This window comes from Corynebacterium sp. HMSC066C02 (assembly GCF_001814945.1).
In the GTDB taxonomy this organism is placed as follows: Bacteria; Actinomycetota; Actinomycetes; order Mycobacteriales; family Mycobacteriaceae; genus Corynebacterium; species Corynebacterium aurimucosum.
In genome coordinates this window covers 18,267-45,237 of sequence record NZ_KV818435.1, presented here as the reverse complement: position 1 = coordinate 45,237, position 26,971 = coordinate 18,267, and the positions used below count along the sequence as shown (strand labels likewise).

Annotated in this window: 28 protein-coding genes; 11 read left to right on the top strand and 17 right to left on the bottom strand. The window is 62.4% G+C overall.

Annotated features, from left to right (window positions below; translation table 11 throughout):
* Positions 1–24: 24 nt before the first annotated feature.
* The 9 genes from HMPREF2996_RS00910 to HMPREF2996_RS00870 all read right to left on the bottom strand — a co-directional run bounded on the left by HMPREF2996_RS00910 (position 25) and on the right by HMPREF2996_RS00870 (position 7,286).
* Entirely contained in the window at positions 25–792 is a 768-nt protein-coding gene (locus tag HMPREF2996_RS00910; protein ID WP_070716896.1) for an enoyl-CoA hydratase/isomerase family protein, read from the bottom strand.
* Complete coding sequence (locus HMPREF2996_RS00905) at positions 793–1,989, bottom strand: thiolase family protein (RefSeq protein ID WP_070444653.1); 1,197 nt, start codon at positions 1,987–1,989, stop codon at positions 793–795.
* A 56-nt stretch (positions 1,990–2,045) separates the two neighbouring features.
* Positions 2,046–2,822, bottom strand: coding sequence for an enoyl-CoA hydratase/isomerase family protein (locus tag HMPREF2996_RS00900; protein ID WP_070729687.1), 777 nt, complete (start codon positions 2,820–2,822; stop codon positions 2,046–2,048).
* A gap of 11 nt (positions 2,823–2,833) precedes the next feature.
* Positions 2,834–3,994 carry a 1,2-phenylacetyl-CoA epoxidase subunit PaaE gene (gene paaE / locus HMPREF2996_RS00895; RefSeq protein ID WP_070711349.1) on the bottom strand — a complete coding sequence of 387 codons (1,161 nt, stop codon included), beginning with the start codon at positions 3,992–3,994 and terminating at the stop codon, positions 2,834–2,836.
* The gene (gene paaD / locus HMPREF2996_RS00890; RefSeq protein ID WP_070711348.1) at positions 3,994–4,533 is read right to left on the bottom strand and encodes a 1,2-phenylacetyl-CoA epoxidase subunit PaaD; all 540 of its coding nucleotides are present in this window, start codon (positions 4,531–4,533) and stop codon (positions 3,994–3,996) included. Before paaD ends, paaE begins: the two co-directional genes overlap by 1 nt.
* Before the next feature lie 27 nt (positions 4,534–4,560).
* Entirely contained in the window at positions 4,561–5,397 is an 837-nt protein-coding gene (gene paaC, locus HMPREF2996_RS00885; protein WP_070729685.1) for a 1,2-phenylacetyl-CoA epoxidase subunit PaaC, read from the bottom strand.
* Positions 5,394–5,681 carry a 1,2-phenylacetyl-CoA epoxidase subunit PaaB gene (paaB, locus tag HMPREF2996_RS00880; protein WP_039672784.1) on the bottom strand — a complete coding sequence of 96 codons (288 nt, stop codon included), beginning with the start codon at positions 5,679–5,681 and terminating at the stop codon, positions 5,394–5,396. The genes paaC and paaB overlap by 4 nt, the downstream gene beginning before the upstream one ends.
* A 48-nt stretch (positions 5,682–5,729) precedes the next feature.
* Positions 5,730–6,716, bottom strand: a complete 987-nt coding sequence (paaA, locus tag HMPREF2996_RS00875) for a 1,2-phenylacetyl-CoA epoxidase subunit PaaA (RefSeq protein WP_070444663.1) — start codon at positions 6,714–6,716, stop codon at positions 5,730–5,732.
* Between the two features lie 111 nt (positions 6,717–6,827).
* Entirely contained in the window at positions 6,828–7,286 is a 459-nt protein-coding gene (locus HMPREF2996_RS00870; protein ID WP_070716897.1) for a hotdog domain-containing protein, read from the bottom strand.
* A 110-nt stretch (positions 7,287–7,396) separates the two neighbouring features.
* On the opposite strand from HMPREF2996_RS00870, the gene HMPREF2996_RS00865 reads away from it, so the two are divergent.
* The 5 genes from HMPREF2996_RS00865 to metS all read left to right on the top strand — a co-directional run bounded on the left by HMPREF2996_RS00865 (position 7,397) and on the right by metS (position 13,176).
* Positions 7,397–8,017: a TetR/AcrR family transcriptional regulator gene (locus HMPREF2996_RS00865; protein ID WP_246822960.1), complete on the top strand. Its 621-nt coding sequence runs from the start codon at positions 7,397–7,399 to the stop codon at positions 8,015–8,017.
* 367 nt (positions 8,018–8,384) lie between these two features.
* Positions 8,385–9,650 carry an AMP-binding protein gene (locus HMPREF2996_RS00860; protein ID WP_253287237.1) on the top strand — a complete coding sequence of 422 codons (1,266 nt, stop codon included), beginning with the start codon at positions 8,385–8,387 and terminating at the stop codon, positions 9,648–9,650.
* A gap of 108 nt (positions 9,651–9,758) precedes the next feature.
* Entirely contained in the window at positions 9,759–11,084 is a 1,326-nt protein-coding gene (locus HMPREF2996_RS00855) for an MFS transporter (RefSeq protein WP_070716901.1), read from the top strand.
* A 279-nt stretch (positions 11,085–11,363) separates the two neighbouring features.
* Positions 11,364–12,983 (top strand): sodium-dependent transporter, encoded by a 1,620-nt coding sequence (locus tag HMPREF2996_RS00850; RefSeq protein WP_070716903.1) that lies wholly within the window; start codon positions 11,364–11,366, stop codon positions 12,981–12,983.
* Positions 12,984–13,008: 25 nt separating this feature from the next.
* A complete protein-coding gene (gene metS / locus HMPREF2996_RS00845; RefSeq protein WP_070444675.1) occupies positions 13,009–13,176 on the top strand; it encodes a methionine/alanine import NSS transporter subunit MetS in 168 nt (55 codons plus the stop codon).
* A gap of 46 nt (positions 13,177–13,222) precedes the next feature.
* On the opposite strand, the gene HMPREF2996_RS00840 is transcribed toward metS, so the two are convergent.
* The gene (locus HMPREF2996_RS00840) at positions 13,223–14,188 is read right to left on the bottom strand and encodes an MDR family oxidoreductase (RefSeq protein WP_070716905.1); all 966 of its coding nucleotides are present in this window, start codon (positions 14,186–14,188) and stop codon (positions 13,223–13,225) included.
* A gap of 86 nt (positions 14,189–14,274) precedes the next feature.
* On the opposite strand from HMPREF2996_RS00840, the gene HMPREF2996_RS00835 reads away from it, so the two are divergent.
* Complete coding sequence (locus tag HMPREF2996_RS00835) at positions 14,275–14,847, top strand: VanZ family protein (protein ID WP_070444679.1); 573 nt, start codon at positions 14,275–14,277, stop codon at positions 14,845–14,847.
* A gap of 3 nt (positions 14,848–14,850) precedes the next feature.
* Here HMPREF2996_RS00835 and HMPREF2996_RS00830 read toward each other — a convergent pair whose 3' ends face one another.
* Genes HMPREF2996_RS00830 through HMPREF2996_RS00820 form a run of 3 tightly spaced genes read right to left on the bottom strand, consistent with a single transcriptional unit; the run spans position 14,851 to position 17,629 of the window.
* Positions 14,851–15,867 carry an NAD(P)-binding domain-containing protein gene (locus tag HMPREF2996_RS00830; protein WP_070716906.1) on the bottom strand — a complete coding sequence of 339 codons (1,017 nt, stop codon included), beginning with the start codon at positions 15,865–15,867 and terminating at the stop codon, positions 14,851–14,853.
* Positions 15,868–16,488 carry a response regulator gene (locus HMPREF2996_RS00825; protein WP_070644721.1) on the bottom strand — a complete coding sequence of 207 codons (621 nt, stop codon included), beginning with the start codon at positions 16,486–16,488 and terminating at the stop codon, positions 15,868–15,870. It abuts the gene before it with no gap.
* Positions 16,463–17,629, bottom strand: coding sequence for a histidine kinase (locus tag HMPREF2996_RS00820; RefSeq protein ID WP_070444684.1), 1,167 nt, complete (start codon positions 17,627–17,629; stop codon positions 16,463–16,465). Before HMPREF2996_RS00820 ends, HMPREF2996_RS00825 begins: the two co-directional genes overlap by 26 nt.
* 115 nt (positions 17,630–17,744) lie before the next feature.
* On the opposite strand from HMPREF2996_RS00820, the gene HMPREF2996_RS00815 reads away from it, so the two are divergent.
* Genes HMPREF2996_RS00815 through HMPREF2996_RS00805 form a run of 3 tightly spaced genes read left to right on the top strand, consistent with a single transcriptional unit; the run spans position 17,745 to position 20,268 of the window.
* On the top strand, positions 17,745–18,740 hold the full coding sequence (locus tag HMPREF2996_RS00815) for an ABC transporter permease (RefSeq protein WP_070644723.1): 996 nt from the start codon (positions 17,745–17,747) through the stop codon (positions 18,738–18,740).
* Positions 18,740–19,390, top strand: coding sequence for an ABC transporter ATP-binding protein (locus HMPREF2996_RS00810; RefSeq protein ID WP_070729682.1), 651 nt, complete (start codon positions 18,740–18,742; stop codon positions 19,388–19,390). The genes HMPREF2996_RS00815 and HMPREF2996_RS00810 overlap by 1 nt, the downstream gene beginning before the upstream one ends.
* A 53-nt stretch (positions 19,391–19,443) precedes the next feature.
* Positions 19,444–20,268 carry a YwaF family protein gene (locus tag HMPREF2996_RS00805; RefSeq protein ID WP_070716911.1) on the top strand — a complete coding sequence of 275 codons (825 nt, stop codon included), beginning with the start codon at positions 19,444–19,446 and terminating at the stop codon, positions 20,266–20,268.
* A gap of 167 nt (positions 20,269–20,435) precedes the next feature.
* Here the strand turns inward: HMPREF2996_RS00805 and HMPREF2996_RS00800 are convergent, their stop codons facing one another.
* Both HMPREF2996_RS00800 and HMPREF2996_RS00795 read right to left on the bottom strand, forming a co-directional pair.
* Positions 20,436–22,037, bottom strand: coding sequence for an NAD(P)H-hydrate epimerase (locus tag HMPREF2996_RS00800; RefSeq protein WP_070729680.1), 1,602 nt, complete (start codon positions 22,035–22,037; stop codon positions 20,436–20,438).
* A 10-nt stretch (positions 22,038–22,047) separates the two neighbouring features.
* The gene (locus HMPREF2996_RS00795) at positions 22,048–22,863 is read right to left on the bottom strand and encodes an Fpg/Nei family DNA glycosylase (RefSeq protein WP_070729677.1); all 816 of its coding nucleotides are present in this window, start codon (positions 22,861–22,863) and stop codon (positions 22,048–22,050) included.
* A gap of 77 nt (positions 22,864–22,940) precedes the next feature.
* Here HMPREF2996_RS00795 and HMPREF2996_RS00790 point away from each other — a divergent pair, with 77 nt between their 5' ends.
* Positions 22,941–24,437 (top strand): DUF1846 domain-containing protein, encoded by a 1,497-nt coding sequence (locus tag HMPREF2996_RS00790; protein WP_070524200.1) that lies wholly within the window; start codon positions 22,941–22,943, stop codon positions 24,435–24,437.
* A 53-nt stretch (positions 24,438–24,490) separates the two neighbouring features.
* Entirely contained in the window at positions 24,491–25,420 is a 930-nt protein-coding gene (locus HMPREF2996_RS00785; protein ID WP_070524202.1) for an oxygen-dependent tRNA uridine(34) hydroxylase TrhO, read from the top strand.
* Here HMPREF2996_RS00785 and HMPREF2996_RS00780 read toward each other — a convergent pair.
* On the bottom strand, positions 25,417–25,899 hold the full coding sequence (locus HMPREF2996_RS00780; RefSeq protein WP_070729675.1) for a hypothetical protein: 483 nt from the start codon (positions 25,897–25,899) through the stop codon (positions 25,417–25,419). The genes HMPREF2996_RS00785 and HMPREF2996_RS00780 overlap by 4 nt on opposite strands.
* Positions 25,900–25,910: 11 nt before the next feature.
* The gene (locus tag HMPREF2996_RS00775; protein ID WP_070444700.1) at positions 25,911–26,894 is read right to left on the bottom strand and encodes a universal stress protein; all 984 of its coding nucleotides are present in this window, start codon (positions 26,892–26,894) and stop codon (positions 25,911–25,913) included.
* Between the last annotated feature and the right edge of the window lie 77 nt (positions 26,895–26,971).

Below are 26,971 nucleotides of genomic sequence, written 5' to 3'. Positions count from 1 at the left end.
TGATTCTCCTTGTGGGTGGAAGGTTTATTTCTTGCGGTCCAGGAAGGCCTGCATCCGCTCAAACTTGGCGGGGGACTCAAAAAGCACGGCCTGGGCGATGTTGTCCACCGCCGGGTGCGCTGCATCAGGCATAGAGATGAGCTGCTTAGTCAAACGCACGGCCAGTGGTTCTTGCTGGGCGATGCGCTCGGCTAGTGCCAGGGCGCCGTCGACCAGCGCATCCGGCTCGTGCAGCTCGCTGACCAGGTGATTGGCCAGCGCCTCCTCGCCGTTGAGGATGCGCCCGGCCAGCAGAATCTCCTTCGCCAGCGGGGTGCCCACGCACTCCTTGAGGCGCCAGGTGGCACCCGCGGCGGCAGCGATACCCAGGCCGGCTTCAGGCTGGCCAAACTTGGCAAAAGGAGTGGACACGCGGAAGTCGGCGGCTAAGGCCAGCTCCAATCCGCCGCCGAGGGCGTAGCCATCCACCGCTGCGATGACGGGGGCGGGCAGCGAGGCGATGCGGTGGAAGATGCCGGAATTGATGCCGCGGAGGGCGTCCTCGCGGCGGCGCTCACGAAGCTGCGCGATGTCCGCCCCGGAGGCGAAGATCCCGCGGGGGCCCTTCGGGGTATCCACGGTGCAGCCGGTGATGATGAGGATGCGGGGATCGGACTCGAGCTGCGCGCAGAGTTCGTGGAACTCCGCCACCATCTGCTCATCGATGGCATTGCGGACGGCGGGGCGGTTGAGCTTGGCGAGGACAATCTCGTCATTCTCACCGCGCGTCGAAATCTCAATGGCAGTAGTCATTTAGACCCTCTCAATCGCAATTGCGGTGCCCTGGCCCACACCCACGCACATGGTGGCGATGCCGCGGCTCAACCCGTCCGTTTCCAGGCGGTTGAGCAGGGTCAAGGTGATACGGGAACCGGAAGAACCCAGCGGGTGGCCCAGCGCGATGGCGCCGCCCCAGGTATTAACCTTGTTCTCATCCAAGCCCAGCTCGCGGATGCAAGCGATGGACTGGGAGGCAAAAGCTTCGTTGAGTTCGACGGCATCCACGCTGTCCAGCTCCCAGCCGGCGCGCTCCAGCACGTCGCGGGTAGCCGGGATGGGGCCGGTGCCCATGATCTCTGGGCGCACACCGCGTGCGGAGTTGGCCACCACGCGGGCGCGGGCGGTCAGGTTGTGCTTCTTGAGGGCCTCGTCGGAGGCGACAATGACGCAGGAGGCGCCGTCGTTCAGCGAAGAGGCGTTACCTGCTGTGGTGACGTCACCCAGGGAGGTCACCGGGCGCAGCTTGGCCAAGACCTCCATCGTGGTGCCCGGGCGGGGGCCTTCGTCGGTGTCGACGACGGTGACGTTGCCCTTGCGGTCGGTGACCTCGATGGGCACGATTTCCCTGGCAAACTTGCCGGCCTCGATGGCAGCGAGCGCGCGCTCCTGGGAACGCACTGCGAAGGAATCGGCGTCCTCGCGGCTAATACCAAAGACGTTGGCCACCTCCTCGGCGGTCTCCGGCATGGAGTAGGTCATCTTCTCCTGCTCCGCGAACTTCGGGTTGGCAAAGCGCCAGCCAATGGAGGTATCAAAAACCTGGCCTGGCTTAGCAAAAGGCTTGTTTGGCTTCTCCATGACCCAGGGGGCGCGGGACATGGATTCGACGCCACCGGCGATGACAATATCCGCCTGGCCGGACTCCACGAGGGCGGTGGCCAGGGCAATCGAGGACATGCCCGAAGCGCACAGGCGGTTGACCGTGATGCCCGGTACGGTGTCCGGGAACCCGGCGAGCAGCCAGGACATGCGAGCAACGTTGCGGTTCTCTTCGCCGGCGCCGTTAGCGTTGCCGATGATGACTTCATCCACCGCGGAGGGGTCGAGTCCGGCCTCCTCCACCGTCTTCTTGATTGCGGTGGCCATGAGGTCATCTGGGCGAACCGAGGATAGTGTGCCGCCGTAGCGGCCCACGGGGGTGCGGAAGCCGGATACCAGGTATGCAGTCATGTGATTCCTTAGCTGTGGTGGGTTAGCTGTCGTGTGTTCTAGAAGGTCTGGAGGTTTTAGCGGCCGTGGAAGACCGGCGGGCGCTTCTCGTTGAAAGCGGCGAAGCCTTCGTAGTAGTCCTCGGTATCGCAGAGCTTTCCCTGAGCGATGTTCTCGGCATCGACGCTGGCCCACAAACCGGTGCCGTTATCGCGGATGTCCTGGACCAGGGTGCGGCTGGTGAGGAAAGCTTGGGTGGCGCCGTGGGCTACGCGCTGGGCGACGCCCTGGGTAAACTCCAGCAGCTCCTCCGCAGGTACTGCGCGGGAGAAGAGCCCCGCGCGCACTGCCTCCGCGCCGGAGATGAGGTCACCAGTGATGATGAGGTCCATCGCGCGGTGCGTTCCTAGGCGCTCGACGAAGAGGGAGTGCCCACCTGAATCGAGAGTGGCGCCCAGGTTGGCAAACGGGGAGCCGAACTTGGCGTCTTCGGCGACGTAGACGACGTCACAGGCCAAAGCGAGACCGAGGCCGACACCCAGGCATGGACCGTGCACGGCGGCGAAGGTGGGGGCAGGAAAGTTGTCGATCTTCTTGAGCACGGGAGTGACAACGTCCGCGAGGTAGGCAGTGGCATCGTCCTCACGCGGGTTGAGCCCCTTGATGTTACGGCCGGCGCAAAAGCCTTTGCCCTCACCGCGCAGGATGAGCGCGCGGGGGCTAAGCTCTGCGGCTTCATCGAGGGTGCGGGAGAGCTCGGCAAGGTCCTCCTCCGCGAGGGAGTTCAGGGCCTTCGGGTTGTTGAGTACGAGTTCGACGACTCCGGCTTCGGCGTCGTGGTGCAGGTCGATCATGTGTGTTTCTCCTAGGCGTCGAAGTCGAGGACGATGTTCGGGGTGGTGGGGCGCGACTGGCAGGTCAGGATGTAGCCGGCCTCGACCTCGTCGGCCTCTAAGGCGTAGTTCTCCGCCATGTCGACCTCACCCTCCACCAGCTTGGCGCGGCAGGTGCCGCACACGCCGCCGGCGCAGGCGAAGGGGACGTCGGAGCGCACGCGCAGGGCGGCGTTGAGCAGGGATTCGTTGGCAGAGACCGGGGACTCAACGGAGCCGGAGAGGCCATCGAGCTGGAAATTAATGCTGACGTTATCGCCTTCCGGATCCACCTCGACGTGGCGCCCAGCCTGGTTCTGGTCTCCGGAGGGCTTGCCGGTGGTGAACAGCTCGTAGCGCACATCCTTCTCACCGACATCACGGCTGGCCAGCTCATCGCGTACCAGCTGCACCAAGTCGAAGGGTCCGCAGAGGAACCACTCGTCGACGTTGTCGGTGCGCACCACGTTATCCAGCAGGGTCTGAAGTTTTTCAGCGTCGATGCGCCCGGAGAATAGCGGATTGACGCGCTGCTCGCGGGAGAGGACGTGGTGCACGGCAAAACGCGTGGGGAACTTGTCCTTGAGGTCACCGATCTCTTCGGCGAACATGACGTCACCGCCGCCTTTGTTGGCGAAGATGAGCTCAAAAGTGGTGTCGGGGGAGCTGTGGAGCACCGTCTGCGCAATCGCCATGATCGGCGTGATGCCGGATCCCGCAGCGATGGCCACGAGGTGCGGATTCTCGAGCTTCTCCAGCTCCTCGCGGACAGCCTCAGGATTGTTCAGACCGGTCAGGTGGGTCTTCGAGGTGAATGCGCCCTGCGGATTCATGACATCCATGGTGTCGCCGGGCTGCAGAGTGTCGTTGGCCCACGTGGAGAACACGCCACCGCGGTCGCGCTTGATGGCGACGCGCAGCACGCCGTCGCGAGGCACATCGCAGATGGAATAGGAGCGGCGGACTTCTTGGCCGTCGATAGTTGCCCGCAGCGCAACGTACTGGCCGGGGATGTAGTCATAGTCGTCCTGGAGCTCCGGAGGAATAGCGAAGGAAACCTCCACGGAGTCTGAAGTCAGGGCGCGCACCTCGGACACGGTCAGGGTGTTGAACGTGGCCTTCTTCTTTGCGGGGGCAGACGGGGTCGTGGTCATTAGTGCACCTTGAAGTAGTCGAAGGGTTCCAAGCAGTCCTGGCAGTTATAGAGAGCTTTGCAGGAGGTGGAACCGAATTGGGCAAGCTTACGTGTGCGGCGGGAGCCACAGTGGGGGCATTCGATGGCCGGCGGCGGTTCGAGCGTGAGCGGGATAGGACCTTCCGGCGTGGCCCGGGTTGTACCGCTGGGCGGGGCAATGCCGTAGTCCTTGAGGTTTTGCCGGCCGGTCTCCGTCATCCAATCGGTGGTCCACGCCGGGTGGAGAACGAGGTCGACACGCACCTTGGCGTAGCCGGCGTCGGTCAGCGCTGTGGTGATGTCCGTCGTGATGTGCTCCATGGCGGGGCAGCCGGAATAGGTTGGGGTAATCGTGACCACCGCAGTATCGCCTTCCAGGCGTGCATCTCGGAGAATACCAAGGTCAGCGATGGAAATAACGGGGATTTCCGGATCGGGCACCTCGGCGGCGACGTCCCACACGTGGGCGTCGTCAGGCTGCGTGGGGCGCAGCGGGTGGGACTTATCTGTGATGGACACGATGAAACCTTGGTCCTTTCCTTTTCTCTACCAGGTCGCGCCGGGGTGTTGGCGCGCCAAGGACTGCATCTCCGCGAGGATGAAACCGCGGTGCTCGGAAAAGCGCCCGGTGCGCTGCCCGGAGCGGGCTTGCTTGACCTCCGGGATAGCCAGACCTGCCTTGTCGAGGACGTAGGCGATGCGCTCATCGAACTGCGCGCGCAGGCTCGAGGGCAGATCAGCGATGCCTTCTGCCGCCAGCTTCTCGTGGAGCGGGAGATCCTCGAAGAGCTCGTCAAGGTAGGGCCACATGTACATCAGGCCCTCCGTGATACGGCGGTGAGACTCCTCGGTGCCGAGGCCTAGGCGCAGAACCCATTGGTTGGCGTGGTCGACGTGGTACTCGACTTCCTTGATGGCCTTGGCTGCGATAGCCGCAATGGTTTCATCTTTCGACTCCAGCAAAGCCGTGTAGAGCCCGTATTGGTAATAGGAAAAGAGCAGCTGGCGGGCGATGGTGTAGCCGAAGTCGCCATTCTCCTGCTCGACAAGGCGGGCGGAGCGGAACTCCTCCTCATTGCGGAAGTAGGCCAAGTCATCCTCGGTCTTGCCCCATGCGGTGCCGGCATAGGTGAGGAGGAAGCGGGCATGTCCAATGAGATCGAGAGCGATATTGCCTAGGGCGATATCCTCCTCCATCTCTGGTGCCCGCGAAATCCACCAGCCCAGGCGCTGGGCCAGGATGAGGGCGTCATCGCCCAACGTGAGCGCATAGCGCGCCGTGTCCTCGGGTGCGACTGCGCCGGAGGCGGCGATGTCTTCTGCGGTGATGCCGTTGCCCTGCGATTGCTTGGTCGCAGAATCGGCGGCTGCAAATCCGGTCACAGGTGCGGCACTCCTTCCGACTTGTCGTAGTACGTGGCGTGGCGGTAGCTCTTACCTTGCGGGGACTCGAAGAATCCGCCCTTGGAATCAGGGTCGGAAGAGGCAATGGCCTCGCTGGGTACGACCCAGACGGAGGTGCCTTCGTTGCGGCGGGTGTAGAGGTCACGGGCGTTGCGCAGGGCCATCGTGGCATCCGGTGCGTGGAGCGAGCCGGCGTGGACGTGAGAAAGGCCGCGGGAGGAACGTACGAAGACCTCCCACATGGGCCAGTTAGAGCTAGACATGGAATCTTCCTTAAGGTCTCGAAACTGGTTGGGCAGTGTGCTTAGGCGTTAAGCAATGAGCGAGCTATCAGCCGAGTGGTGCTTCTCGGCGTAGGCTGCGGCAGCCTCACGGACCCAGGCGCCATCGGCATGCGCTTGGCGGCGACGCTGCATCCTCTGCACGTTGCAGGGACCCTCGCCCTTAATGACGGCCTTGAACTCGGACCAGTCAAGCTCACCAAAGTCATAGTGGCCGCGCTCCTCGTTCCACTTCAGGTCTGGGTCCTCGAAGTGCAGGCCAAGGGCCTCGGCCTGTGGAACGATCATGTCCACGAAGCGCTGGCGCAGCTCATCGTTGGAGAAGCGCTTGATGTTCCATGCCATGGACTGCTTGGAGTTGGGTGAGTCATCATCCGGCGGGCCGAACATCTGCAGTGCCGGGCCGTAGAAACGGTTGATGGCTTCCTGAGCCATCTGCTTCTGCTCGGGGGATCCGTGGGACAGCTCGTAGAGGATCTCCCAGCCTTGACGCTGGTGGAAGGACTCTTCCTTACAGATGCGCACCATGGCTCGGCCGTAGGGAGCATAAGAGGCGCGGCAGAGCGGCACTTGGTTGCAGATGGCAGCACCATCCACCAACCAGCCGATGGCTCCGATGTCGGCCCACGTGCGCGCCGGGTAGTTGAAGATCGAGGAGTACTTGGCGGTGCCGTCGAGCAGCTGCTGTACCAGCTCGTCGCGCGAGGTGCCCAAGGTCTCCGCAGCGGAGTAGAGGTAAAGACCGTGGCCGGCCTCATCCTGCACCTTGGCCATGAGGATGGCCTTGCGCTTGAGTGAAGGCGCGCGGCTGATCCAGTTGGCCTCCGGCTGCATGCCGATAATTTCGGAGTGCGCGTGTTGGGAAATCTGGCGCGTCAAAGTCTTGCGGTAAGCAGCCGGCATCCAGTCGGTGGGCTCGATGCGGGAGTCTTCGGCGATGAGCTCGTCGAAGCGCTGCTGTGCTTGTGCTTCATCCGCGGCCGGAACGGCGGTGAGTGTTTTTTCTGATGGGGTCATGGGAGGAATCGTTCCCTCTCTACTCAGTGTCGGCTGGGTGATACTTACTGACTGGTTGGTCAGTATATGGGCCATGTGTGAGCTATGTCAACCACGTTTGTGAGCTGCGCCCTACTTTGTGCGATTCTCGGGCTTGGTGGGCAAGACGCGGAACGTGCCGCGGAACTCGGCAATGGGCTTGCCTTTAATGCTGAGGGTGACGTCGACGACGCCATTGCGGCCCCAGGCTTGGCGGGTAATTCCGACCCCGTCAACGACGTCACCTTCGAAGGCGGGGGCGATGTAGTGGATCGAGTTGTGCGCGGCCACGGCCAAGTCGCCGCCGGCATTGCAGGCGCCGGCGAAGATGGAATCGGCGAACATGTACAAATAGCCGCCTTGTGCCGTACCGTGCCCATTGCACATTTCAGGGCGGATGGTGAAGTGGCCTTCACACCTGCCGAGGTTCAGCGCGGTAATTTTCGCACCAATTTCCGCAGTGGCGCGGTCGTCATCGAACATGGCGCGTACGTGGCTGAACTCGGGACCTTCGGCGACGCCGGGGGCGAGGATGGGGTGCTCGGTGCTCATGGGAAATCCTCCTTGGGAAGGGTCTTCCGCAGTGCTGCCGAGGGAGCGAAAAGGGGTGTGGTGGCTCACTAGTCTAACGGTGCTCGGGGCTCTCTGCTTGAATGGACTGCGTGAAGAATGAGAAATCCGCTGTCCAGGGCGCGGCCCGTGGCCGCCCCGGCTACTCCCGTGAAGATGTCATTCGTGCAGCCGTTCGTGCTTTTACTGCCCGCGGCTACGACGCCACGTCGATGGATAACGTGGCGAGCGAATTGGGGATTTCCAAGTCTGCGCTGTATCACCACATCTCGTCGAAAGAAGAGATCTTGGAACTGACGGTAGTGCAGGCGCTCAGCCGTTTGGAGGCGGTCGCGGAAGAGATGGCCGCGGCCGATGTGTCGGCGGGGGAGAGGGTCCGCGGGCTGTTGCGTGGCTCGATTGAGGTGCTGTGCTCCGACCCGAAGTCTGTTGCACTCTTGCTCCGTTTAAGGGGTAACTCCGAGGTGGAGCGGAGTGCGTTGGAGCGCCGCCGTACGCTGACGCGTTCCGTGGTTCCGCTGGTGGAGGCTGCTCAGGAGGAGGGGGCTATCCGCTCCGACATTGAGGCTCCGCTGTTGACCCGCATGATTTTCGGAATGATCAACTCCACGTCCGATTGGTATGAGCCGGAGGGGCGGCTTGATGCCGAGGAGCTGGCCAGCACCTTTGAGCGTGTTGTTTTTGGCGGCCTAGCTCCGCAAGCGATGGGCTAGTCGCGATGGGCGAGTAACTGATCGGCTAGTCGGAGGCGAGCGTTTCGCTCCGCCGTTGGGGCTCCATATGGGGGTGGGGGCTTCTTTTGGCTGTGAAACCGCCGTGGCCTGCGATGATGTGTTGCGCATCAAAAACTTAGCCTAATTGTGTTGTCTATCACCACACTGGCCTGTAGTGTACGTCACAAGACTTACCCAACCGAACGGTAAGTAAGTTTCGCACATGTTGTGCGTTGTCCCAGCTAACCAACTTCTTGCAGCACTTTCGATGGAGCTTGAGGGGTGTGGAGTTTCCCTCTCCTCGAAATGAAAGGCAAATGACGTGACCGCAACGTTTGACATTTTCTCTGACCACCACGGCCCGCAGATGGGCATTGAGTACGCCTCTCGCGATGAGATCATCGCGCTGCAGACCGCGCGCGCGAAGAACGAGCTTCGCCACGCGTACTACAACGTCCCGCACTACCGCCGCGCGTTTGATGAGAAGGGCGTTCACCCGGATGACTTCAAGGAACTCTCGGACTTTGCGTTGTTCCCGTTCACCGACAAGGAAACCCTTCGTGCGGAGTACCCCTTCGGAATGTTTGCCGTAGGCCAGAACCAAATCTCCCGTATCCACGCTTCTTCCGGCACCACGGGTCGCCCGACCGTCGTGGGATACACCGAGAATGACGTGCGTATTTGGGCCGAGCTCGTCGCCCGCTCGCTGCGGGCAGGCGGCCTGCGCAAGAGCGATAAGGTCCAGATCACCTTCGGCTATGGCCTCTTTACCGGCGGCCTGGGTGCCCACTATGGTGTCGAGGCCCTAGGAGCCACGGCGATTCCGACCTCCGGTGGTCAGACGGAACGCCAGATCCAGATCATGCAGGACTTCCAGCCGGACGCAATCCTGGGTACGCCGTCCTACGTACTCAACCTCCTCGACCGCATGCGCAAGGAGGGCCTAGATCCGCGCGAATCCTCCCTGCGCGCCGGCGTTTTTGGCGCCGAGCCGTGGAGCGAAGGTATGCGTCGCGAGCTCGAGGAGGGCTTCGGTATTACGGCCACCGATATCTACGGCCTCTCCGAGGTGATGGGCCCTGGCGTGGCTCAGGAGTGTGTGGAGACCAAGGACGGTCTGACCGTCTGGGAGGACCACTTCTATCCAGAGATCATCGATCCGGAGACCATGCAGCCGGTTCCGGACGGTGAGTACGGTGAGCTGGTTATCTCCTCCCTGACCAAGGAAGCCTTCCCGATCATCCGCTACCGCACCCATGACATCACCCGCCTGCTCCCAGGCACCGCGCGGTCGATGCGCCGCATCGACCGCATCTCCGCCCGTAACGATGACATGATCATCCTGCGCGGCGTGAACTGCTTCCCGTCGCAGTTCGAGGAGATCATCACCGAGGACCGTCTGCTTCGTCCGCGCTACCAGTGCGTGCTGAGCAAGCGCGGCCGCATGGACCACCTCACCCTAGTGGTTGAGCACTCCTCGGACGCGACCCCCGATCAGATCGACGCTTCTGCCCAGTGGTTGAAGAAACAGATTAAGGAGCGCATCGGCATCAGCGTTGGCGTCGAGATTACTGACCACGTTGATTGCGGTGAGGGCAAGGCCAAGAGGATCGTCGACAACCGCGATCAATAGACCGCTCTCGGTTCTTCGGGCGTGCCCAGCTCACTATTTGTCTCCTTAGTTCACTGGCTTTAACTGTATCCGCCGTGCTTCTGCACCCATAGAGAAAAGACTTCCACTATGTCTGCACCAGTCACCCAACAGCCTGCCCAAGGGCCGGGAATTACCACAGAGCACAAGCGCGTGCTCGCCGGATCGATGGTCGGCACCACCATTGAGTGGTTCGACTTCTTCATCTATGCCCAGGCCGCCGGCCTGATCTTTGCCACCCAGTACTTCGATCCGGTCTCCAATGAAAGCGCTTCGCTCGCGCAGATCATTTCCTGGGCGTCACTGGGTATCTCCTTCCTCTTCCGCCCCCTCGGCGCCATCCTGGCCGGTCACTTGGGTGACAGGCTCGGGCGCAAGCCGGTCCTCGTCGTCACGTTGGTCGGCATGGGCCTGGCCACCATGCTGATGGGCGTGCTGCCCACCTACGCCTCCATTGGCATGGCAGCGCCTATCTTGTTAGTGGTCTTGCGCATCCTTCAGGGCCTCTCCGCCGGCGGCGAATGGGGTGGTGCGGCGATGCTGGCCGTTGAGCACGCCCCGCAGGGCAAGCGCGGACTGTTTGGTGCTTTCCCGCAGGTAGGAGTGCCCCTCGGCATGTTCCTAGCCACCATCTTTATGCTGGTGCTCTCCGCCGTCCTGACCCCGGAGCAGTTCCTCGCATGGGGCTGGCGTATCCCGTTCCTGTCCTCCGTCGTGCTCATTCTTCTGGGCTACCTGATCCGCCGGGCGGTGGAAGAGTCCCCGGCCTTCGCGGAAATGGAGGAGCTGAAGGAAAAGTCCACCGCACCGCTCGCGGTCCTGTTCAAGGGGCACCTGGGAACCGTCATTAAGTGTGCGCTCATCTTTGCCGCCAACAACGCTATTGGTTACTTCGTCATCGCCTACTTCACCGCTTATGGCACGAAGGTGGTGGGTTATACACGCCCTCAGGCCCTCGCGGTAGCCTTGGTTGCGTCGATCGGCTGGTTCATTGGAACGCTGTACTTTGGCCACTTCTCCGACAAGGTTGGGCGCCGCACGACGTTTATTGGCGGCTACGTTGTCTTGGCGCTGTACATCACCCCGGTGTTCTTGGCGGTAGATTCGGGCAACGTCATGCTTTTCGGTGCAGCTGTGTTCCTGCTGGGCGTCATCTTGGGCGCGAGCTACGGCCCGCAATCAGCGATGTACGCGGAGATGTTCCCGGTTAAAGTGCGCCTGTCGGGCGTGTCCATCGGCTATGCCTTCGGTTCCATTATCGGTGGCGCCTTCGCCCCAATGATTGCGGAGATGCTCTACTCCAAGTTCGAGACTTCCATGGCCATCGCTGCTTATGGCATTGTGATTTCTATCGTCTCCCTTATTGGTGTGCTCGCCGTTCCCAAGGGGATTCAGAACCGCGATCTGCACGTCTAGTCGCGTCACATCCTTTTCTGCCCTTTACCCTTCATCGCTCAGCCTCCTTCCGGATTCATCGTTGCGGACAGGTGCTAGGCGTTGAGGGGCAGTAGTGGTTTTGGGGTCCTAGCCATGGGGTTTAGGCAGGAGTAATGATCTAGAAATAAATATTCAAAACGGTACCTATAGGTTGGCAGTTAGGCTATGCTTCTCGCTAATACTCGTCGTACGCGGCCCGTATAAACAATTCCTAGGGTCTCGCCGTGCGCGATATTTGCTCAAGAAGAAAGTTCTCTCATGACCACATCAACCCCGCATAAGACTCGCTCGACACGCGATACTTTTAATACGCGCTTTGTCTTCCTCATGGCCGCCATCGGATCCGCCGTTGGCCTAGGTAATATCTGGCGCTTCCCCTACGTTGCTTATGACAACGGTGGCGGCGCCTTCCTCATCCCGTACATGGTTGCCTTGCTCACCGCCGGTATTCCTATCCTGTGGTTCGACTTGGCCATTGGTCACCGCTTCCGTGGTTCTGCACCGCTAGCATTCCGCCGTATCAGCAGCCGCTGGGAGGGAATCGGTTGGTTCAAGGTAGGCGTGAACTTCTTCATTGCCATCTACTACGCTGCCATCATTGCCTGGGCGGCGCTCTACACCATCAAGTCTGTGAACCAGGCGTGGGGCGAGGATCCATCAACGTACTTTATGAGCGACTTCCTCCAAGCAAACCCGGAGGCAACCTACTCGGGCCACGTCGTCCCCGCCATTCTCGGCGTCATGATCCTCGTGTGGATCGTCTGCATCGCCACGTTGGCCACGAGCATCAACAAGGGCATCGGTAAGCTGACCTCCATTTTCCTGCCGGTCCTGGCCGTCATGTTCATCATTCTGGTGATCCGCGCCTTCTTCCTCGACGGCGCCGCCGAGGGTCTCAACGCCTTCTTCACTCCGGATTGGTCCGTGCTGAGCAACCCATCGGTGTGGATCGCCGCCTATGGGCAGATTTTCTTCTCCCTGTCCATTGGCTTCGGCATCATGATCACCTACGCCTCCTACCTCAAGCCGCGCACCAACCTCACCAATACGGGTCTGGTTACCGCCTTTGCAAACTCCTCCTTCGAGGTTCTCGCCGGCATCGGCGTTTTCGCCACCCTGGGCTACATGGCTGCCCAGCAGGGCGTGGCCGTGGATGAGGTGGTGTCCTCCGGTATCGGCCTGGCCTTCATCGCTTTCCCGACGATCATCAACCTCATGCCGCTCGGCGGACTGTTTGGTGTCCTCTTCTTCGGCTCCCTCTTCCTGGCTGGTGTGACCTCGCTGATTTCTATCATGGAGGTCGTCGTCTCTGCTGTGGCAGATAAGTTCAACGTCTCTCGCCGCGTTTCTGCCATCACCGTTGGCGGCACCATGGCGGTCGTGTCCTGCTTCCTGTTCTCCACCTCCTCGGGCCTGGTCACCCTGGACATCATGGATAAGTTCACCAACAACCTGGGCATCGTCTTCGGCTCCATCTGCGCCCTGGTGGTCGTCGGCTGGGTCACCGGTCGCCGCCGCGAGATCCAGCAGCACCTCAACGCCGTCTCGCACTTCAAGGTCGGTGGCTTCTGGCAGTTCCTGACCTTCATCGCCACCCCGCTGCTGCTCGTCTACTTCTTGGTCAACGAGATCATCACGATTGCCCGCGATGGCTATGAGGGCTACTCCTCCACCCAGATTGGGCTCTTCGGCTGGGCAGTGCTGGGCGTCATCCTGCTCGCCAGCTTCGTCATGCCGCTGGTGGCCTTCCGCGGCAACAAGTACCTGGACGGAATGGAGACCTCGGACTACGGCGTTCCTGTGGGCGGCCGCCCGGCCGGCACACCGAACCCGCTTGCCACGGGTAAGCCTGCCGCACCGATCACGGACGACAAGTAACGGCTATTAAGAAAGGAGAACGACAATGACTACAAGCGCAATCCTGCTCTTCATTCTCTTCGTCGTCGTCATCTGGGGCGGACTGGTGGTGTCTTCCATCTGGCTGGCTCGCAGCGACGATAACACCACGGGCGAGCTGGGTGATACCCCCGGCACTGACGACGAATCCCTGTCGCACCGCGTACACCACTAAAAGGGAGCGGGCGGCACACCGCTGCCCAGATTAAATCTGTCCCAGCCTATATCGCGACCACCGTGCGCCCATGTCGGGAGCCCGCGCGGAGCTCTTGAGCGGCGGTGGTAACATCAGCCAGCGGAACCGTTTCGGTAATAGAGTTCAGCATGTCGAGGTCGAGGTGTTCGTCGAGAAGCTGCCAGGCCTCCTCGCGCACCTCGCGGGGCGCGTCGACCGAATTGCCGCCGGCCAGCACGATGCCGCGCAAAATGAACGGCAGCACCGAAGCGGGAAGGTCCGGGCCGGCTGCCATGCCGGTGGCCGCAACCACACCACCCCAACGCACCTGCGCCAGCACATTCGCTAGGACGGTGGAGCCGGCGGTGTCAATGGCGCCGTCGTACAGCGCCTTCTGCAGCGGACGGCCGGTCTCAGACAGCGCTGCGCGGTCGAGCACGTGATCCGCGCCGAGTGAGGTGAGGTAGTCCGACTGGGATTCCACGCGGCCGGTGACGGCGGTGACCTCGTAGCCGGAAGACTTGAGCAGCTGGACCGCGATGGAGCCCACGCCTCCGGTGGCGCCGGTCACCAAGACATGGCCCTGCGTGGTGCCGTGCGTGCGCAGCTGGTTCACGCAGATAGCGGCGGTGTATCCGGCCGTGCCGATGGCGGCGGCATCGTGAGCGCTGAAGCGTTGGGGCACGGGGATGGTGGCTTCAGCGTTGACGCGCTGGCGGGTGGTGTAGCCGCCATGGCGGAATTCGCCCAAGCCATCGCCGCAGGAGACGACAAGCTGGCCGGGGTCCAGGCGAGAATCAGAAGTCTCCGACACAGTGCCCACGACATCGATGCCGGGGACGAGGGGATTGATGCGCATGACCCCTTTATCGCCCTCCAAGGCCATGGCGTCCTTGTAATTGAGGGAAGAAAACTGCACATCCACGACCGTGTCGCCTTCCCCGAGCAGGGGCTGTTCTTGGAAGGAATGGGTTACTCCGGAATCCGCGCGGGTGACAATGAGTGTGCTCATGGGCACTATCGTACAGAGGATGTGAAGCAGCGTTTTCTGGCTTTTGCTTCAGCTGGCTTCCAGAGAACATAGTTAGGGTGAAGCGCATGACTGGGATAGAAGCTCAACACCCGCGCAATAGACTGCGGCCCGCGCCGGATTCATATCCGCACCTGCGTCGTGATTCCTTCCTGGTCACGGCCCTGTCCTTGGTGGTCGTGATGTTGGCGACGGTGGGCAAACCCTTTATGGATATCCCCGGCGTGGTGGATGGTTCCGCACATGCGGTACGCCAGGTTAATACACAGCTCTTTGGTGGTTTTGAGAACGCCTCCGTGTGGTACGGCGCGTGGACCGATCTGATAGGAAACATCGCTCTTTTCATGCCGCTGGGCGCGGCGATCTACGTGGCCGGGCGCGACCGTGCCAGGATTCGCTGGGGCCTGGGCGGGGCGATGCTGATCGGCCTCGTAGTCAGCCTCTGCATTGAAAGCGCCCAGTACATCTTTGCCCTGGGCTTTAGCGATGTCGATGACCTTCTCTACAACACCGTGGGCTCTGTTTTCGGCGCCGCACTCATGGCGCGTATGGGGCGCGAAGAACAGATGAAGATCCTGCGCCGCCTAGGTTTTCTCCTTGCGCTGGCAGCGGTGGTGCTCCTCGCCATGGTGGCGTTGTAGCGCCTAGTGGGTAGAGCGAACGAGCTTGGCGACGTCCCCTGCTACCTGCCGCGCATAGGGTGACACACCAGTAATCGTGGCCGAGCCCGGACCAGTCCACGAGCCATAGCCCACGGGGAAGAAACCTTCCACCGTGGGCTTTCCTTCTGCCAACAGCCCAGGGAACGGGCGTAGCGCTGGGCGGAAGCCGGTGGCCCAGATGAGGTCGCTGAAGCCCTGCTCGGTGAGTTCATTGAGGGAATCGAACATTGGGGTAGTGCCCAACAGCCCGCTATCCCGGGCCTTGAGGACGGGCGGAACCATGACGATATCGCCGAGCTCCGACTCCGATCCGGGATCGGGCTCCCCCTTTGCTAAGGCGAGCATACGCTGCCGGTTGCGGCTAAAGAGCACGCGGCCATCCACGTCATCCGGCATCCACCGCGGCGGATGCGTGGTAAACCACGTGGTGTCCACGCCTTCCAAGGCAAGCTCGGCGGCGATTTGGGCACCCGAGTTGCCTGCGCCCACGACGGCGACGCGCTGGGTTTCTGGCTGCGTTCCGGGGAGAAACGGCGCAGGGCCGGGGTAGTTCGCCGTGTGCCATTGGCGGCCAGCAAATTCACCGGGGTAGAAGGGGATGAACGGCGCGGACCACGTGCCCGTCGCGGCCACGACGGTGCGGGAGCGGAACTCACCGTGAGTGGTGAGAAGGCGGAAGAAGGGGTCGTCGTCAAGCACGCGCTCTGCCGCCACCCCGTGCCGGACCGGCAGGTCATAGCGCTGCTCATAACGGGTGAGGTAGTCCACCACATGGGAAGCCGGCGGGAAACCCGGGTAAGAAGGCATGGGCCAGCCGGGCAGCGTGGAGGATTGGGCATCGCTAAAGAGCGTGAGTGAGTCCCACACGTGCTGCCAGGCCCCGCCGGGGGAGGAGTTGGCATCGAGGATGAGGAAATCGAGCTTCTGACGGCGCAGGTAATAGCCGGTGGCCAGGCCGGATTGGCCGCCACCCACGACGATGCAATCGTACGTATGCATTTATTGGATGAGCTTCCGTTCGCGGGCAGCGGAGACGGCCGCCGTGCGGGTTTCTACGCCCAGCTTTTGATAGACGTGAATCAAGTGGGTCTTGACCGTGGCCTCGGAGATGAAGAGCCGTTGGGCAATCTGCTTGTTGGAATCTCCCGTTGACAGCGCCTGCAGGATCTCCAGTTCACGCGCGGACAGCGCGGTCTCCGGCTGCGCCAAGCGCTCCGCCAGAAGGTTGGTGACCTCAGGTGCCAAGGTCCGCTTTCCCGCAGCTGTGTCGAGGACCGCGGTGTGCAGCGTTTCTTCGGGGGCGTCCTTGAGCAGGTAGCCCAATGCGCCCGCCTCCACGGCGGCCAGGATATCCGCCTGTGTGTCATAGGTGGTCAGGATGAGCACCGGTGGCCCATCGAGCTCGCGCACGCGCCGGGTGGCGGCGATGCCATCGACGTCTGGCATCTGAATATCGCAGACAACCACATCGATGTGGGGAACATCAGCATCCGTCAGCTGCTCGACGGTCGAGCCGTCGGAGCCTTCCAACACCACCTCGATGTCGGGGAAGGCGTTAAGAATCGCGCGCAGCCCGGCGCGGACCACGGGGTGATCATCGATGAGCATCACGTTGACCATTGCTGCTGCTTCCTGTTGGGATTCGCACCGCGAGCGCGGTGCCGGCGGGTGAAGATTCTACCTGGACGCTGCCGCCGACGCTGCGAACACGCTGCTCCAGGCCGGTTAACCCGAAGCCACGTGGCCCTTCGATGCCGCGGCCGTCATCGACGACATCGAGGATGATTCCATCCTCGAAAGAGCCGAGGGTGACCACGGCCTTGTCGGCATCGGCGTGTTTCATGACGTTGGTCAGCCCTTCCCGCGCGGCGCGCAAGATGACGTGGGAAAACTCGGTGGGGACGTCCGCACTGCCAGTGAGCTTGAGCCCGAAGCGGGTGCGTAGCCCCAGGCCCTTAGCTTGGGCTTGGAGCTCATCCACGAGGGAGCGCAGTTCCGCGTCGAGGGAGGAGGCAGGGGCTGCGAGCTCTTTGACGAAGCGCCGAGCCTCGGCCAGATTATCCTGGGCCACCTTTTCAATGAGTGCGAGCTGCTCGGTCACGTCCTGTTGCGCGGACGTGTTCTTGGCGGCGCGGCTGAGCAGGACGATGGAGGACAGCCCCTGTGCCACGGTGTCGTGGATTTCGCGGGAGAGCCGCTCCCGTTCCTCGAGGCGCCCGGCTTGGTGCTCACTGGCGGCCAGCTCCTCCTGAGTCTCACGCAGCTGCTTGGCGACGGCCGCGTGGTGCGCCGCCTCCGCCTGAACCCGGCGGGCGGCGTGGTAGACGGCCACGGCGAAACAGGTGCCAATGAACGGCCCGATGGCCGCGGCCGCGGTCCAGAATTGCGGGTGGATCCACGCGGGGACGAAGGCGGCGACGGCCCACAGCACCACGCTGGCGACGATTCCCGGCCAGAAGGGAAGCGCATGGATAAAGACGAAGACCAGCGGGAACTCGAGCCACATGAAGTCTTGGGCGTGTACCATAAGCCCGATCCACAGCAGGCACAGAGCGGCGAGCCACAGCGTGGTGGGGACGGGGCGGGTGATGGTGCGGGAACCGAAGATGGCAAACCCCGTGTAGACCACTGCGAGTGCGATGGAGAGGCCGAGGGCGCGGGCGTCGAGACGGCCATCGGCCCATGCGCGCAGCACTCCAAACACGAGGAGAAAACCGAACATGGTGTGCAGTCCCACGGTCCACAGTTTGTTGCTCATCATCACGGCAGTCCAGCTTATCCGCTGGCTGGTCGAGGGCGAATCAACCAACTGGTTGAGTGGAGGTTCAACTGGCTACCCGATTACTTTCAGCGCACGCACACGCAGGATTAATAGTATGTTCCTGGCATTAAGAGAGATAGTCACCGCCCGCGGTCGGTTCTTCCTGATCGGCGGCGTCGTGGCTCTAATTACGTTGTTGCTCGTTATGTTGTCCGGCCTGACCCAAGGCCTGTCCAAGCAGAATACTTCCGCCCTTGAGGCACTCGGGGAGCAGACTCCGAACGTGACCTTTTCGACGGAAGATCCCTCCTTCACCGAGTCGGAGATCTTTGCCGAGGATGTGCCTGCCTCTGGTATTCCGCTGGGTACTTCGCAGACCAAGCTGGAGGGCCACGGCGGCGTGGCGGTCTTCGGCCTGCCCGAAGGTACCCAGATTCCTGGCTCCAGCACCGTGATTCCGGAGGAAGGCATGGTCTTGAGCCAATCCATCGATGAAGAGATGAACGCGCCCTCCCGGGGCACCCTCGGCGGTGTGGATTTGGACGTCACCGCGGTGGTTGAGGATGAGTACTACTCCCACTCCCCGGTGGTGTGGGTCTCTACCGAAACCTGGCAGCAGGTCTCCCATTCTCCTGAGGACATGGTGGGCGTAGCCGTGCTGTCCCCGGAGCCGACCGACACCTCCGTGTCTATGGGCAAGGCCCTGTCCGGTCTTCCGGCTTATAGCTCGGAGCGCGGTTCGCTGCTGACCATGCAAGCCTTCCTCTACGGTATTTCCGCGCTGGTCACTATCGCTTTCCTGAGCATCTGGACCATCCAGCGCACCCGTGACCTGTCCATCCTGCGCGCCCTTGGCGCCAGCGTGAAGTACCTGCTCAAGGATGCCATCGCGCAGGCCGCCATCATCCTGGCGATTGGCGTGGGGGTCGGCGCGCTCGTCGGCTGGCTGCTGGGCCTTGCCGCCCAGGGCGCTGTGCCCTTCGAGGTCTCCGCCATGACCGTCATCGTCCCCGCACTCGGTATCTGGCTGCTCGGCATTGCCGGTGCCTTTCTTGCCACCCGCCGCGTATCCAAAATCAATCCGCTTGACGCCCTAGGAGGCAACGCCTAATGACTACCACTGCTTCTGCCCCTGCACTGTCCCTTCGCGATGTCGTGGTGACCTACCCGGATGGTGAGTCCCGCGTCACAGCGCTGGATAATGTCAGCCTCGACGTCAAGCCGGGCGAGCTCACCGCCGTCATCGGCGAATCCGGTTCCGGCAAGTCCACGCTGCTCTCCGTAGCCGCCGGCCTCATCGAGCCGGACTCCGGCGCCGTGGAGCGAACCGGCTCCCGCGGGCTCATCTTCCAGCAGGCCAACCTGCTAGCCGCCCTTACCGCGCGCGAACAGCTGCTCATCATTGACCACATGGAGGGCCGCAAGCCGCGCCAGGATCGTGCCGATGAGCTGCTCAGCTTCGTGGGCTTGGAGGGCTTTGGCAACCGCCGCATGAACCAGCTTTCTGGCGGCCAGCGCCAGCGCGTCAATATTGCGCGCGCGCTCATGGGCCAGCCTTCCGTCTTGCTGGCAGACGAGCCGACCTCCGCCTTGGATTCCAAGCTTTCGCGCGACATTGCCAAGCTCCTGCGCGGTGTCACCGATGACTTCGATACCGCAACGCTTTTTATCACCCACGACCGCAGCTTGCTCGACTATGCCGACACCGTGGTCGAAGTCAAGGACGGAAAACTCTCCGAATACTCCGAGCTAGCAGCCTAGGAACCTTCTCATCTCTCACATGTTCATACAAAGGGGTAAATTAATACCCCGTTATGATTCGACCCCGCAAGCCCCGAGTAAGCCCAACTGACTACCCGCGCATGCAGCAGTGGACTGCGCTGCATGCGCTCATGTTGAGCATTACCGTGGTGGCCTGCGGGGTCTTTATTGTTGCCGCCCGCAGGATCAAGGGAACCTCCCGCGAGACCTTCATCCGCCGGATGGTGGGCTGGGCCTTGCTGGTGGCGGGTACTGCGTGGACGATCATCTCCTTAGACCCGAAGCAATTCGATATCCGTGAGTCTTTGCCTTTGCACCTGTGTGACGTGCTGCGTCCGATCCTGGCGCTGGGCCTCATTACTGGCAACGAGCATGCCCTGACCTTGACCTACTTCTGGGGCATCATCCTCAACCCGCAGGCCATCATCACCCCGGATGTCATCTACTACTTTTCCCCGCGCTGGCTGCGGTTTGCCACCTACTGGTTTTTCCACATCGTGGCACTTGCCGCGCCCCTGGCACTAACCTTTGGTCTTGGTTACCGCCCCACCTGGAAGGGGTACCGCTTCGCCGTCAAGGTCACGCCCGTGTGGATGGCACTGGCCATGGCGGTCAATGCGAAGACCGACGGCAACTATGGTTTCCTTAACCACGCGCCGGGCAGTCCCTCCATCATCAACCTATTCGGCCCATGGCCCGGTTACATCGTGGTGGAGACCCTTGCCGTCGCGGCAGCATGGGCGGGGATGACGTGGCCGTGGGAAAGCACCTCGCTGCGCCGCGGCACGGTGGCGGTCGGCCCGCGCGGGCTCATGCGCAAGTCCGTCGGTACTGCGTCCGGGATCCTGCGCCGGGCCACGGTACGTTTTCGTAGATAGTGGCCCGGAAATCGCAAAATTCTAGGGCTTCGTTGCGAAAACGTACCAAGACGGCGGCGGCCAGGCACGGATCGATCAAATAAGACCCCAGATCTTCGGGGCGGGATTTTTGGGGTGCTACTTGATCGAAACGTACTTAGTAGCGGAGCTAGCGCCAAGCCAAGGAGCTAGCGCTCGGCGTTGAGGAGCCGCGCGATGGCCTGCGGGATGGCCGCCGCGATCTGGGAGGCAGAACAGGGCGCGAAGCCCTCGGGCGTCTCGGCCGCGATGGCCGCTGCGTGGGCGTGGATGGCGCCGGCGTGGAGAACTTCGGTGATGATTTCGGTGGGGGACGGGGAGGAAGCGGTGGCGGAAAGCTGGGCGATGACCGCGCCGAGGATCCCGGAGAGCACGTCCCCAGAGCCGGGGGTCGCGGCAAAGGAGTGACCGGCGTTGAAGGAATACAAAGGCTGGCCCGGCGCGGTAACGCGGGTCAGTCGGCCTTTGAGCAGGATGATGCTGTTCAGTTCCTCGGCTAGCTCGTGGAGGGCGCGGCTCCAGCCGGTGGCCGCATCGGGAGCAGAGCCGAAAGCGGCCTCGTAGAGGCGGCGGAACTCGCCTTCATGCGGGGTGAGGATGATCATCGGGTGTTCGGTGACTGTCTGGCGCAAGGAGGTGTTGCGTGCCAGAAGCGTGAGGGCGTCGGCATCGATAACGGTGGGCAGTCCCTGGGACAGGATTGTGCGCAACTCGGTGGCCGCCGCCGTATCGGTACCGCGGCCGGGGCCCACGACCCAGGCTTGGGCCTGTCCGGCGGAGGCCACGTCGGGATGGCAGACCAGCTCGGGCAGCAGAGATGTGATCGAGTTATCGCCGATGAAGCGCACCATCGAGGGGGTGGCACGCACCGCTGCGGTGGCGCAGAGGATCCCAGCACCCGGATAGGTATCGCTGCCGGCAGCCAGAGCAACGACGCCCCCGGAATACTTATCCGAGCGCGCGCCTGGTGTGGGATCAACGATGGGGCCGGTGCAGCCAACCGGCCAGGGGCGGGAAGCGCGCCCGCCAGGAAGATCGAGTTCGCCCGATTGCCACGCAAAGGCCGTCGGCACGGAAGGTTCGTGCGCGATGAAGCCGGCGGGTTTATCCAGTTCGGCGAGGGTCTCAGCGAAGGAGGACGCGCCGGGTAAGAAGAGATCAGAGACCACAACCTGCCCGCATTCGGCGGCCAACGCGTGGCCGAGACGCGGCGAGCCGAAGGTGACGGTGACATCGGCGTTAACGGCATCCGCAGCACACACTCCCGTGTCGGCGTCGACGCCGGTGGGCATGTCGACGGCTAAGACTGCAGCCCCGGCAGCGGTGGCTTCGCGGTAAAGCGAGAGCGCGGTGCCGCTTAAGCCCCGGGCGGAGCCGAGGCCAGCGATGGCATCGATTACCAGTGAGCTGTCTGAGGGCGCGCTGCCGTTAGGCAGCGCGTCGGAAGGAAGTACCGTGCCACCGGCGGCACGGAACGCAGCGAGGGCCTCCTCGCGGCAGCGTTCCGGAACCAGAGCATGGACCGTGACACCGCGCGAAGCCAGCTCCGCCCCGGCAAAGAGCCCGTCCCCGCCGTTGCCGCCGGAACCAGCGAGAACGAGCACCGCACCGGGGCGTGCCTCCAGCATCACTGAAGCAGCGTCTGCCACCGCCGCGGCGGCCAGCTTCATGAGCTGATCCTCATGAGATTGCTGTTCTAACAGGTGCTTCTCAGCGGCACGGACAGTGGCAACGGTATAAGCGGGGCGCATAACCCACACCCTAGCGCGCGGGTTGGCAGGTGGGGCACCAAAAGAGGTTGCGGCCCTGCATGACCTGCTCCCGGATCTCGGTGCCGCACACATGGCACGGCAGCCCGGCGCGGCGGTAGACGTAGACCTCGCCGCCGTGGTCATCCTTGCGCGGCTCGCGGCCCATGGCCTCCGGTGTGTGCGCGGGGCGAACCGTGTCGATGCGGCCGTGCTCCACGCCGTAGTCCATGAGATCGACCAGGTCAGACCAGATGGCATCGAACTCCGCGCGGTCGAGCTGGTTGCCCGGGATGAAGGGGGAGAGTTCTTGCCGGAATAGGGCTTCTGCGCGGTAGATATTGCCCACCCCGGCGAAGAGTCCTTGGTCCATGAGCATCGCGCCGATGCTGCGCCGCGAGGCATGCACGCGGGCCCACAGCGCATCAGGGTCGGCGTCTGTGCGGAGAGGATCTTGGCCCACCTTCGCCACCTTGGCCTTGTACTCCTCCTCCGTAATGAGCGTGCAGAACTGCGGGCCGCGCAGGTTCGCGGCCATCGTTCCGTTATCGATGCGCAGCCGGATTTGCCCCCACACATCAGCGGAAGGCTCAAAGCGCAGGGACCCAATGAGCCCCAAATGGATGTAAATCACGTGGCGCGGGTTATCCGCATCGAAGTGGAGGAAGAGGTGCTTGCCAAAGGCTTCGGCGAGGGAGAGGGGTGAGGCGTCGACAAGCGCGGCCTCCGCAGCAAACCTGCCCTGGGGGCTGCTCACAGCCAGCGGCGCGCCGCGAAAGTCCGCATTGAGTGTCCGAGCAAGGCGGTGAATAACGTGTCCCTCAGGCATGTCAGGAAGTCTACGCGGGGGCAGTGCTGCTGTAGACTTTCCGGGTACTACCCGTTGAACGGAAGGGCCTAAATACTATGGGGCGCGCAATCGGTTTTGACCGTGAAAAATACATTGAGCTGCAGTCGGAGCACATCAACGCTCGACGCAAAGAAATCGGTGGGAAGCTTTACCTGGAAATGGGTGGCAAGCTTTTCGATGACATGCATGCCTCCCGCGTGCTGCCCGGTTTCACCCCGGATAACAAGATTGCGATGCTCGAGCGCATCAAAGATGACGTAGAAATCCTCGTCTGCATCAACGCCAAGGACATCGAGCGCCAAAAGATGCGCGGTGACCTGGGGATCCTCTACGAAGACGATGTGCTGCGGCTTGTCGACGTCTTCCGGGGCCGCGGCTTCCTTGTCAATAACATCGTCATGACGCAGCTCGAGGACGGCAACAGCCAGGCGGAGGCCTTCATCGAGCGCCTCGAGCGCCTGGGGCTGACGGTGGCGCGCCACCGCGTCATCCCGGGCTACCCCGCCAACATCGACCTCATCGTCTCCGAGGAGGGGTTGGGCAAGAACGACTACGTGGAGACCACCCGTGACCTCGTGGTGGTCACCGCGCCGGGGCCGGGCTCCGGTAAGTTGGCTACCGCACTATCGCAGGTCTACCACGAGAACGTGCGCGGCGTGCAGGCGGGCTACGCCAAGTTTGAGACCTTCCCCATCTGGAACCTGCCGCTCGACCACCCGGTGAACCTGGCATACGAGGCAGCCACGGTGGACCTTAACGACGCCAACGTCATCGACCACTTCCACCTCTCCGCGCACGGCGAGTCCACGGTGAACTACAACCGCGACGTCGAGGCCTTCCCGCTGCTGAAGTCCCTGCTTGAGCGCCTGACCGGCACCGTTCCCTACCAGTCCCCGACGGACATGGGCGTGAACATGGTGGGCTTCTGCATCACCGACGACGAGGTCTGCCGCGAGGCCTCCCGGCAGGAAATCATCCGCCGCTATTTCAAGACTTTGGTGGAGGAGGCCCGCAACGGCCTCGACTCCACGCAGTCCGAGCGTGCCGCCGTGGTCATGGCGAAGGCCGGCATCAAGTCCACCGACCGCCCGGTGGTGCTCCCGGCGCGTCAGAAGGCGGAGGAGACCGACGGCCCGGCGTCCGCGCTGCAGCTTCACGACGGCACCATCATCACCGGCCGCACCTCCCCACTTCTGGGCTGCTCGGCGGCCACCTTGCTCAATGCGCTCAAGCACCTGGCGGGCATCGACGATGACCTGCACCTGCTCTCGCCGGAATCCATCGAGCCGATCCAGACGCTGAAGACCAAGCATCTGGGTTCGCAGAACCCGCGCCTGCACACCGACGAGGTGCTCATCGCACTCTCTGTCTCCGCGGCCAAGGACGAGAACGCCCGCCGCGCGCTCGACGCACTGAAGGAACTCGAGGGCTGCGATGTCCACACCACCACCATCTTGGGTTCCGTGGATGAGGGCATCTTCCGCAACCTAGGTGTCCTGGTGACCTCCGATCCGGTCTTTGCCCGCAAGAGCGCGCTGTACCAGAAGCGCTGAGACTCCACCGAAAAATTGGGGATCTTGCCATTAGCAGGCCTAGACTTGCGGGCGTGACTATTGGCAAGATTCTCCTCTACTACTGCTTTACTCCCATTGAGGACCCCACCGCGATCATGCTGTGGCAGCGTAACCTCTGCGAGAAGCTCGGGCTGAAGGGCCGCATCCTCATTTCGGAGCACGGCATCAACGGCACCGTGGGCGGGGACATGGAGGCCTGCAAGCGCTACGTGCGCGAAACCCGCGAGTACCCGGGCTTCAAGAAGATGGAGTTCAAGTGGTCCGAAGGCGGTGCGGAGGATTTCCCGCGCCTCTCGGTTAAGGTGCGCGATGAGATCGTGGCCTTCGGCGCGCCGGGTGAGCTCAAGGTGGATGAGAATGGCGTCATCGGCGGCGGCGTTCACCTCAAACCCGAAGAGGTCAACAAGCTAGTAGAAGAGCGCGGCGAGGAGGTCGTCTTCTTCGACGGACGCAATGCCATGGAGGCGGAAATCGGCAAGTTTAAGAATGCCGTGGTGCCGGACGTGCGCACGACGCATGACTTCATCGCCGAAATCGAGTCCGGAAAATATGACTGGATGAAGGACAAGCCCGTGGTCTCCTACTGCACGGGCGGCATCCGTTGCGAAATCCTCTCAGCGCTGATGAAGAACAGAGGCTTCAACGAGGTCTATCAAATCGACGGCGGCATTGTGCGCTACGGCGAAAAGTACGGCAACGATGGCCTGTGGGAAGGCTCGATGTACGTCTTTGATAAGCGCATGCACCACGAGTTTGGCCAGGGCCTAGAGGATCCGGGCTTCATTCAGCTGGGCCACTGCGTGCATTGCGGGGCGGGAACCAACACGTTCCATAACTGCATCAACGAGGACACGTGCCGTAAGCAGGTGCTCATCTGCGATGACTGCATTCAGCATGTGGAAACACAGCACTGCGGCCGGCCGGATTGCGCCGAGGTGGCAGCTGCCCAGGCGCAGAGCTAGTTTTCGATAACCGGGGCGAGCAGGATCTGGATATCGTTGATGCACCAGATCATGAAGTTGCCGGCCATGACCCAGAAGATGGCCATCCAACCGCGCCAGCGCACATAGGCCTTGAGCTTGCGCACCATGATGACTGCGCAGCCGATCATGCCAATGAACGGGATGATTAGCGTCGTCGTGGCGAACACGGTGCGCTGGGTCCTCGTGCAGAGCCAAGCGGCGTATTCGGCCTGGAGGCAATTGGTTGTGGTCCCGGCGACCTTGAAGAGGCCCGCGAGGAGAAGCGCATAGAGCGCCGAACCGACGAGGATGAAAATCATAAACCACAGCGCTTGGCGCGAGGAACGGCGGTTGGCCTCGGCGACGGTGAGGGGATCGGGTTCGTCGGCAAGCTCGTCAAAGCTGCGGGGCTCTGGGCGAGGCAGGTTCGTATAGTCCGCGTCGGACGTGAGATCGTTTTCGGGGTGCTCGGCTGCCATGGTTTGTCAGTCTAACGTGCTTCTTTATCGTAGGTACTGGGACAGACCAGTACTGGAACGCCCAAGTGGGGAAGCAACTCGGTGGCGGTGCTGCCAATGAAGACGCGTTCGATGGGCCCCATGGGAGCGGAACCCAAGCAGAGCAGGTCGCCCTTCTTCCACTTCAGTGAATCCACCGCGCCGGACCAGCCATGGCCACTGCCGATGGCCGTCGTGACCGATACCTCCGGGTAGGTCTCCGCGATGAGATCGTGGGCGCGGTCCAACAGTGAGAGCGAGTGCTCACGCCAATTCGGTGCATCGGGGGGAAAGGTCGGAGAATATTCGAGGGGGACGTCGACCAGCCCCTTGGCGGAAAACGCCAGGATACGCAGGGGGATTCCGCCGCGCTGCGCAATGCATGCGGCATGCAGCAGGGCGGGGTCGTCGGCATTGCCCAAGTCCGTAAAGGCGAAATTGATGCGGGTGACGCCGTGCTTGGACAGCTTGATACCACGCGGGATGAGCCCCACGGGGAGGGGCGAGTAGTGTAGAAGCGCGTCGGCAGTAGATCCCGAGAAGAAACGGCCCTTCGGCGCGGATTGATTGGCTCCAAGGAGGATGACGCTCGCCTTGAAGTCCTTAGCCGCCTGTTCCAAGAGCTGGGGGCGAGAGGGCCCTGCCAAGAGAACGGAGACATTCTTATCGAGCTGCTCCTTGTCCACCCCGGCTTCGTTCAAGGCCTGCTTGACAGCGCGTTCGCAGGTCGCGCGTTCCTTCTTGAACCACTTCTTGTAGGAACCGCTGAGCTTGCTGAGCGACGTCACGGTGAGGGGCTGCGAAATGGTTGAAACCACGCGAATCCGAACGGAGGTGGAACGTGCGAGCCACGCGGCAAACTCGATGGCCTCCGTGCCGGTGGAGCTAGGACTCCACGACACGAGGACGCGGAGCGGAGGGAGCTGGTCGTCCGGGGAGCATGGCCCTTCCGCAGGGTGTGAAGAATTCTTAGCCATTCAATAAAAAGTTCGGGGTCGTTTTCTTCATTATCGACCCTTCATGCCGGAAAATAAAATCCGCTCTACCGGCACTT

Coding starts and splice junctions, on each gene's coding strand:
- HMPREF2996_RS00850 (WP_070716903.1), top strand. CDS start 11,364: ATGACCACATCAACCCCGCATAAGACTCGCTCGACACGCGATACTTTT.
- HMPREF2996_RS00910 (WP_070716896.1), bottom strand. CDS start 792: ATGACTACTGCCATTGAGATTTCGACGCGCGGTGAGAATGACGAGATT.
- metS (WP_070444675.1), top strand. CDS start 13,009: ATGACTACAAGCGCAATCCTGCTCTTCATTCTCTTCGTCGTCGTCATC.
- HMPREF2996_RS00825 (WP_070644721.1), bottom strand. CDS start 16,488: ATGGTCAACGTGATGCTCATCGATGATCACCCCGTGGTCCGCGCCGGG.
- HMPREF2996_RS00855 (WP_070716901.1), top strand. CDS start 9,759: ATGTCTGCACCAGTCACCCAACAGCCTGCCCAAGGGCCGGGAATTACC.
- HMPREF2996_RS00815 (WP_070644723.1), top strand. CDS start 17,745: ATGTTCCTGGCATTAAGAGAGATAGTCACCGCCCGCGGTCGGTTCTTC.
- HMPREF2996_RS00820 (WP_070444684.1), bottom strand. CDS start 17,629: ATGATGAGCAACAAACTGTGGACCGTGGGACTGCACACCATGTTCGGT.
- HMPREF2996_RS00800 (WP_070729680.1), bottom strand. CDS start 22,037: ATGCGCCCCGCTTATACCGTTGCCACTGTCCGTGCCGCTGAGAAGCAC.
- HMPREF2996_RS00790 (WP_070524200.1), top strand. CDS start 22,941: ATGGGGCGCGCAATCGGTTTTGACCGTGAAAAATACATTGAGCTGCAG.
- paaE (WP_070711349.1), bottom strand. CDS start 3,994: ATGACCACGACCCCGTCTGCCCCCGCAAAGAAGAAGGCCACGTTCAAC.
- paaA (WP_070444663.1), bottom strand. CDS start 6,716: ATGACCCCATCAGAAAAAACACTCACCGCCGTTCCGGCCGCGGATGAA.
- HMPREF2996_RS00780 (WP_070729675.1), bottom strand. CDS start 25,899: ATGGCAGCCGAGCACCCCGAAAACGATCTCACGTCCGACGCGGACTAT.
- HMPREF2996_RS00870 (WP_070716897.1), bottom strand. CDS start 7,286: ATGAGCACCGAGCACCCCATCCTCGCCCCCGGCGTCGCCGAAGGTCCC.
- HMPREF2996_RS00900 (WP_070729687.1), bottom strand. CDS start 2,822: ATGATCGACCTGCACCACGACGCCGAAGCCGGAGTCGTCGAACTCGTA.
- paaB (WP_039672784.1), bottom strand. CDS start 5,681: ATGTCTAGCTCTAACTGGCCCATGTGGGAGGTCTTCGTACGTTCCTCC.
- HMPREF2996_RS00795 (WP_070729677.1), bottom strand. CDS start 22,863: ATGCCTGAGGGACACGTTATTCACCGCCTTGCTCGGACACTCAATGCG.
- HMPREF2996_RS00830 (WP_070716906.1), bottom strand. CDS start 15,867: ATGCATACGTACGATTGCATCGTCGTGGGTGGCGGCCAATCCGGCCTG.
- HMPREF2996_RS00805 (WP_070716911.1), top strand. CDS start 19,444: ATGATTCGACCCCGCAAGCCCCGAGTAAGCCCAACTGACTACCCGCGC.
- HMPREF2996_RS00810 (WP_070729682.1), top strand. CDS start 18,740: ATGACTACCACTGCTTCTGCCCCTGCACTGTCCCTTCGCGATGTCGTG.
- HMPREF2996_RS00775 (WP_070444700.1), bottom strand. CDS start 26,894: ATGGCTAAGAATTCTTCACACCCTGCGGAAGGGCCATGCTCCCCGGAC.
- HMPREF2996_RS00860 (WP_253287237.1), top strand. CDS start 8,385: ATGGGCATTGAGTACGCCTCTCGCGATGAGATCATCGCGCTGCAGACC.
- HMPREF2996_RS00840 (WP_070716905.1), bottom strand. CDS start 14,188: ATGAGCACACTCATTGTCACCCGCGCGGATTCCGGAGTAACCCATTCC.
- HMPREF2996_RS00835 (WP_070444679.1), top strand. CDS start 14,275: ATGACTGGGATAGAAGCTCAACACCCGCGCAATAGACTGCGGCCCGCG.
- HMPREF2996_RS00905 (WP_070444653.1), bottom strand. CDS start 1,989: ATGACTGCATACCTGGTATCCGGCTTCCGCACCCCCGTGGGCCGCTAC.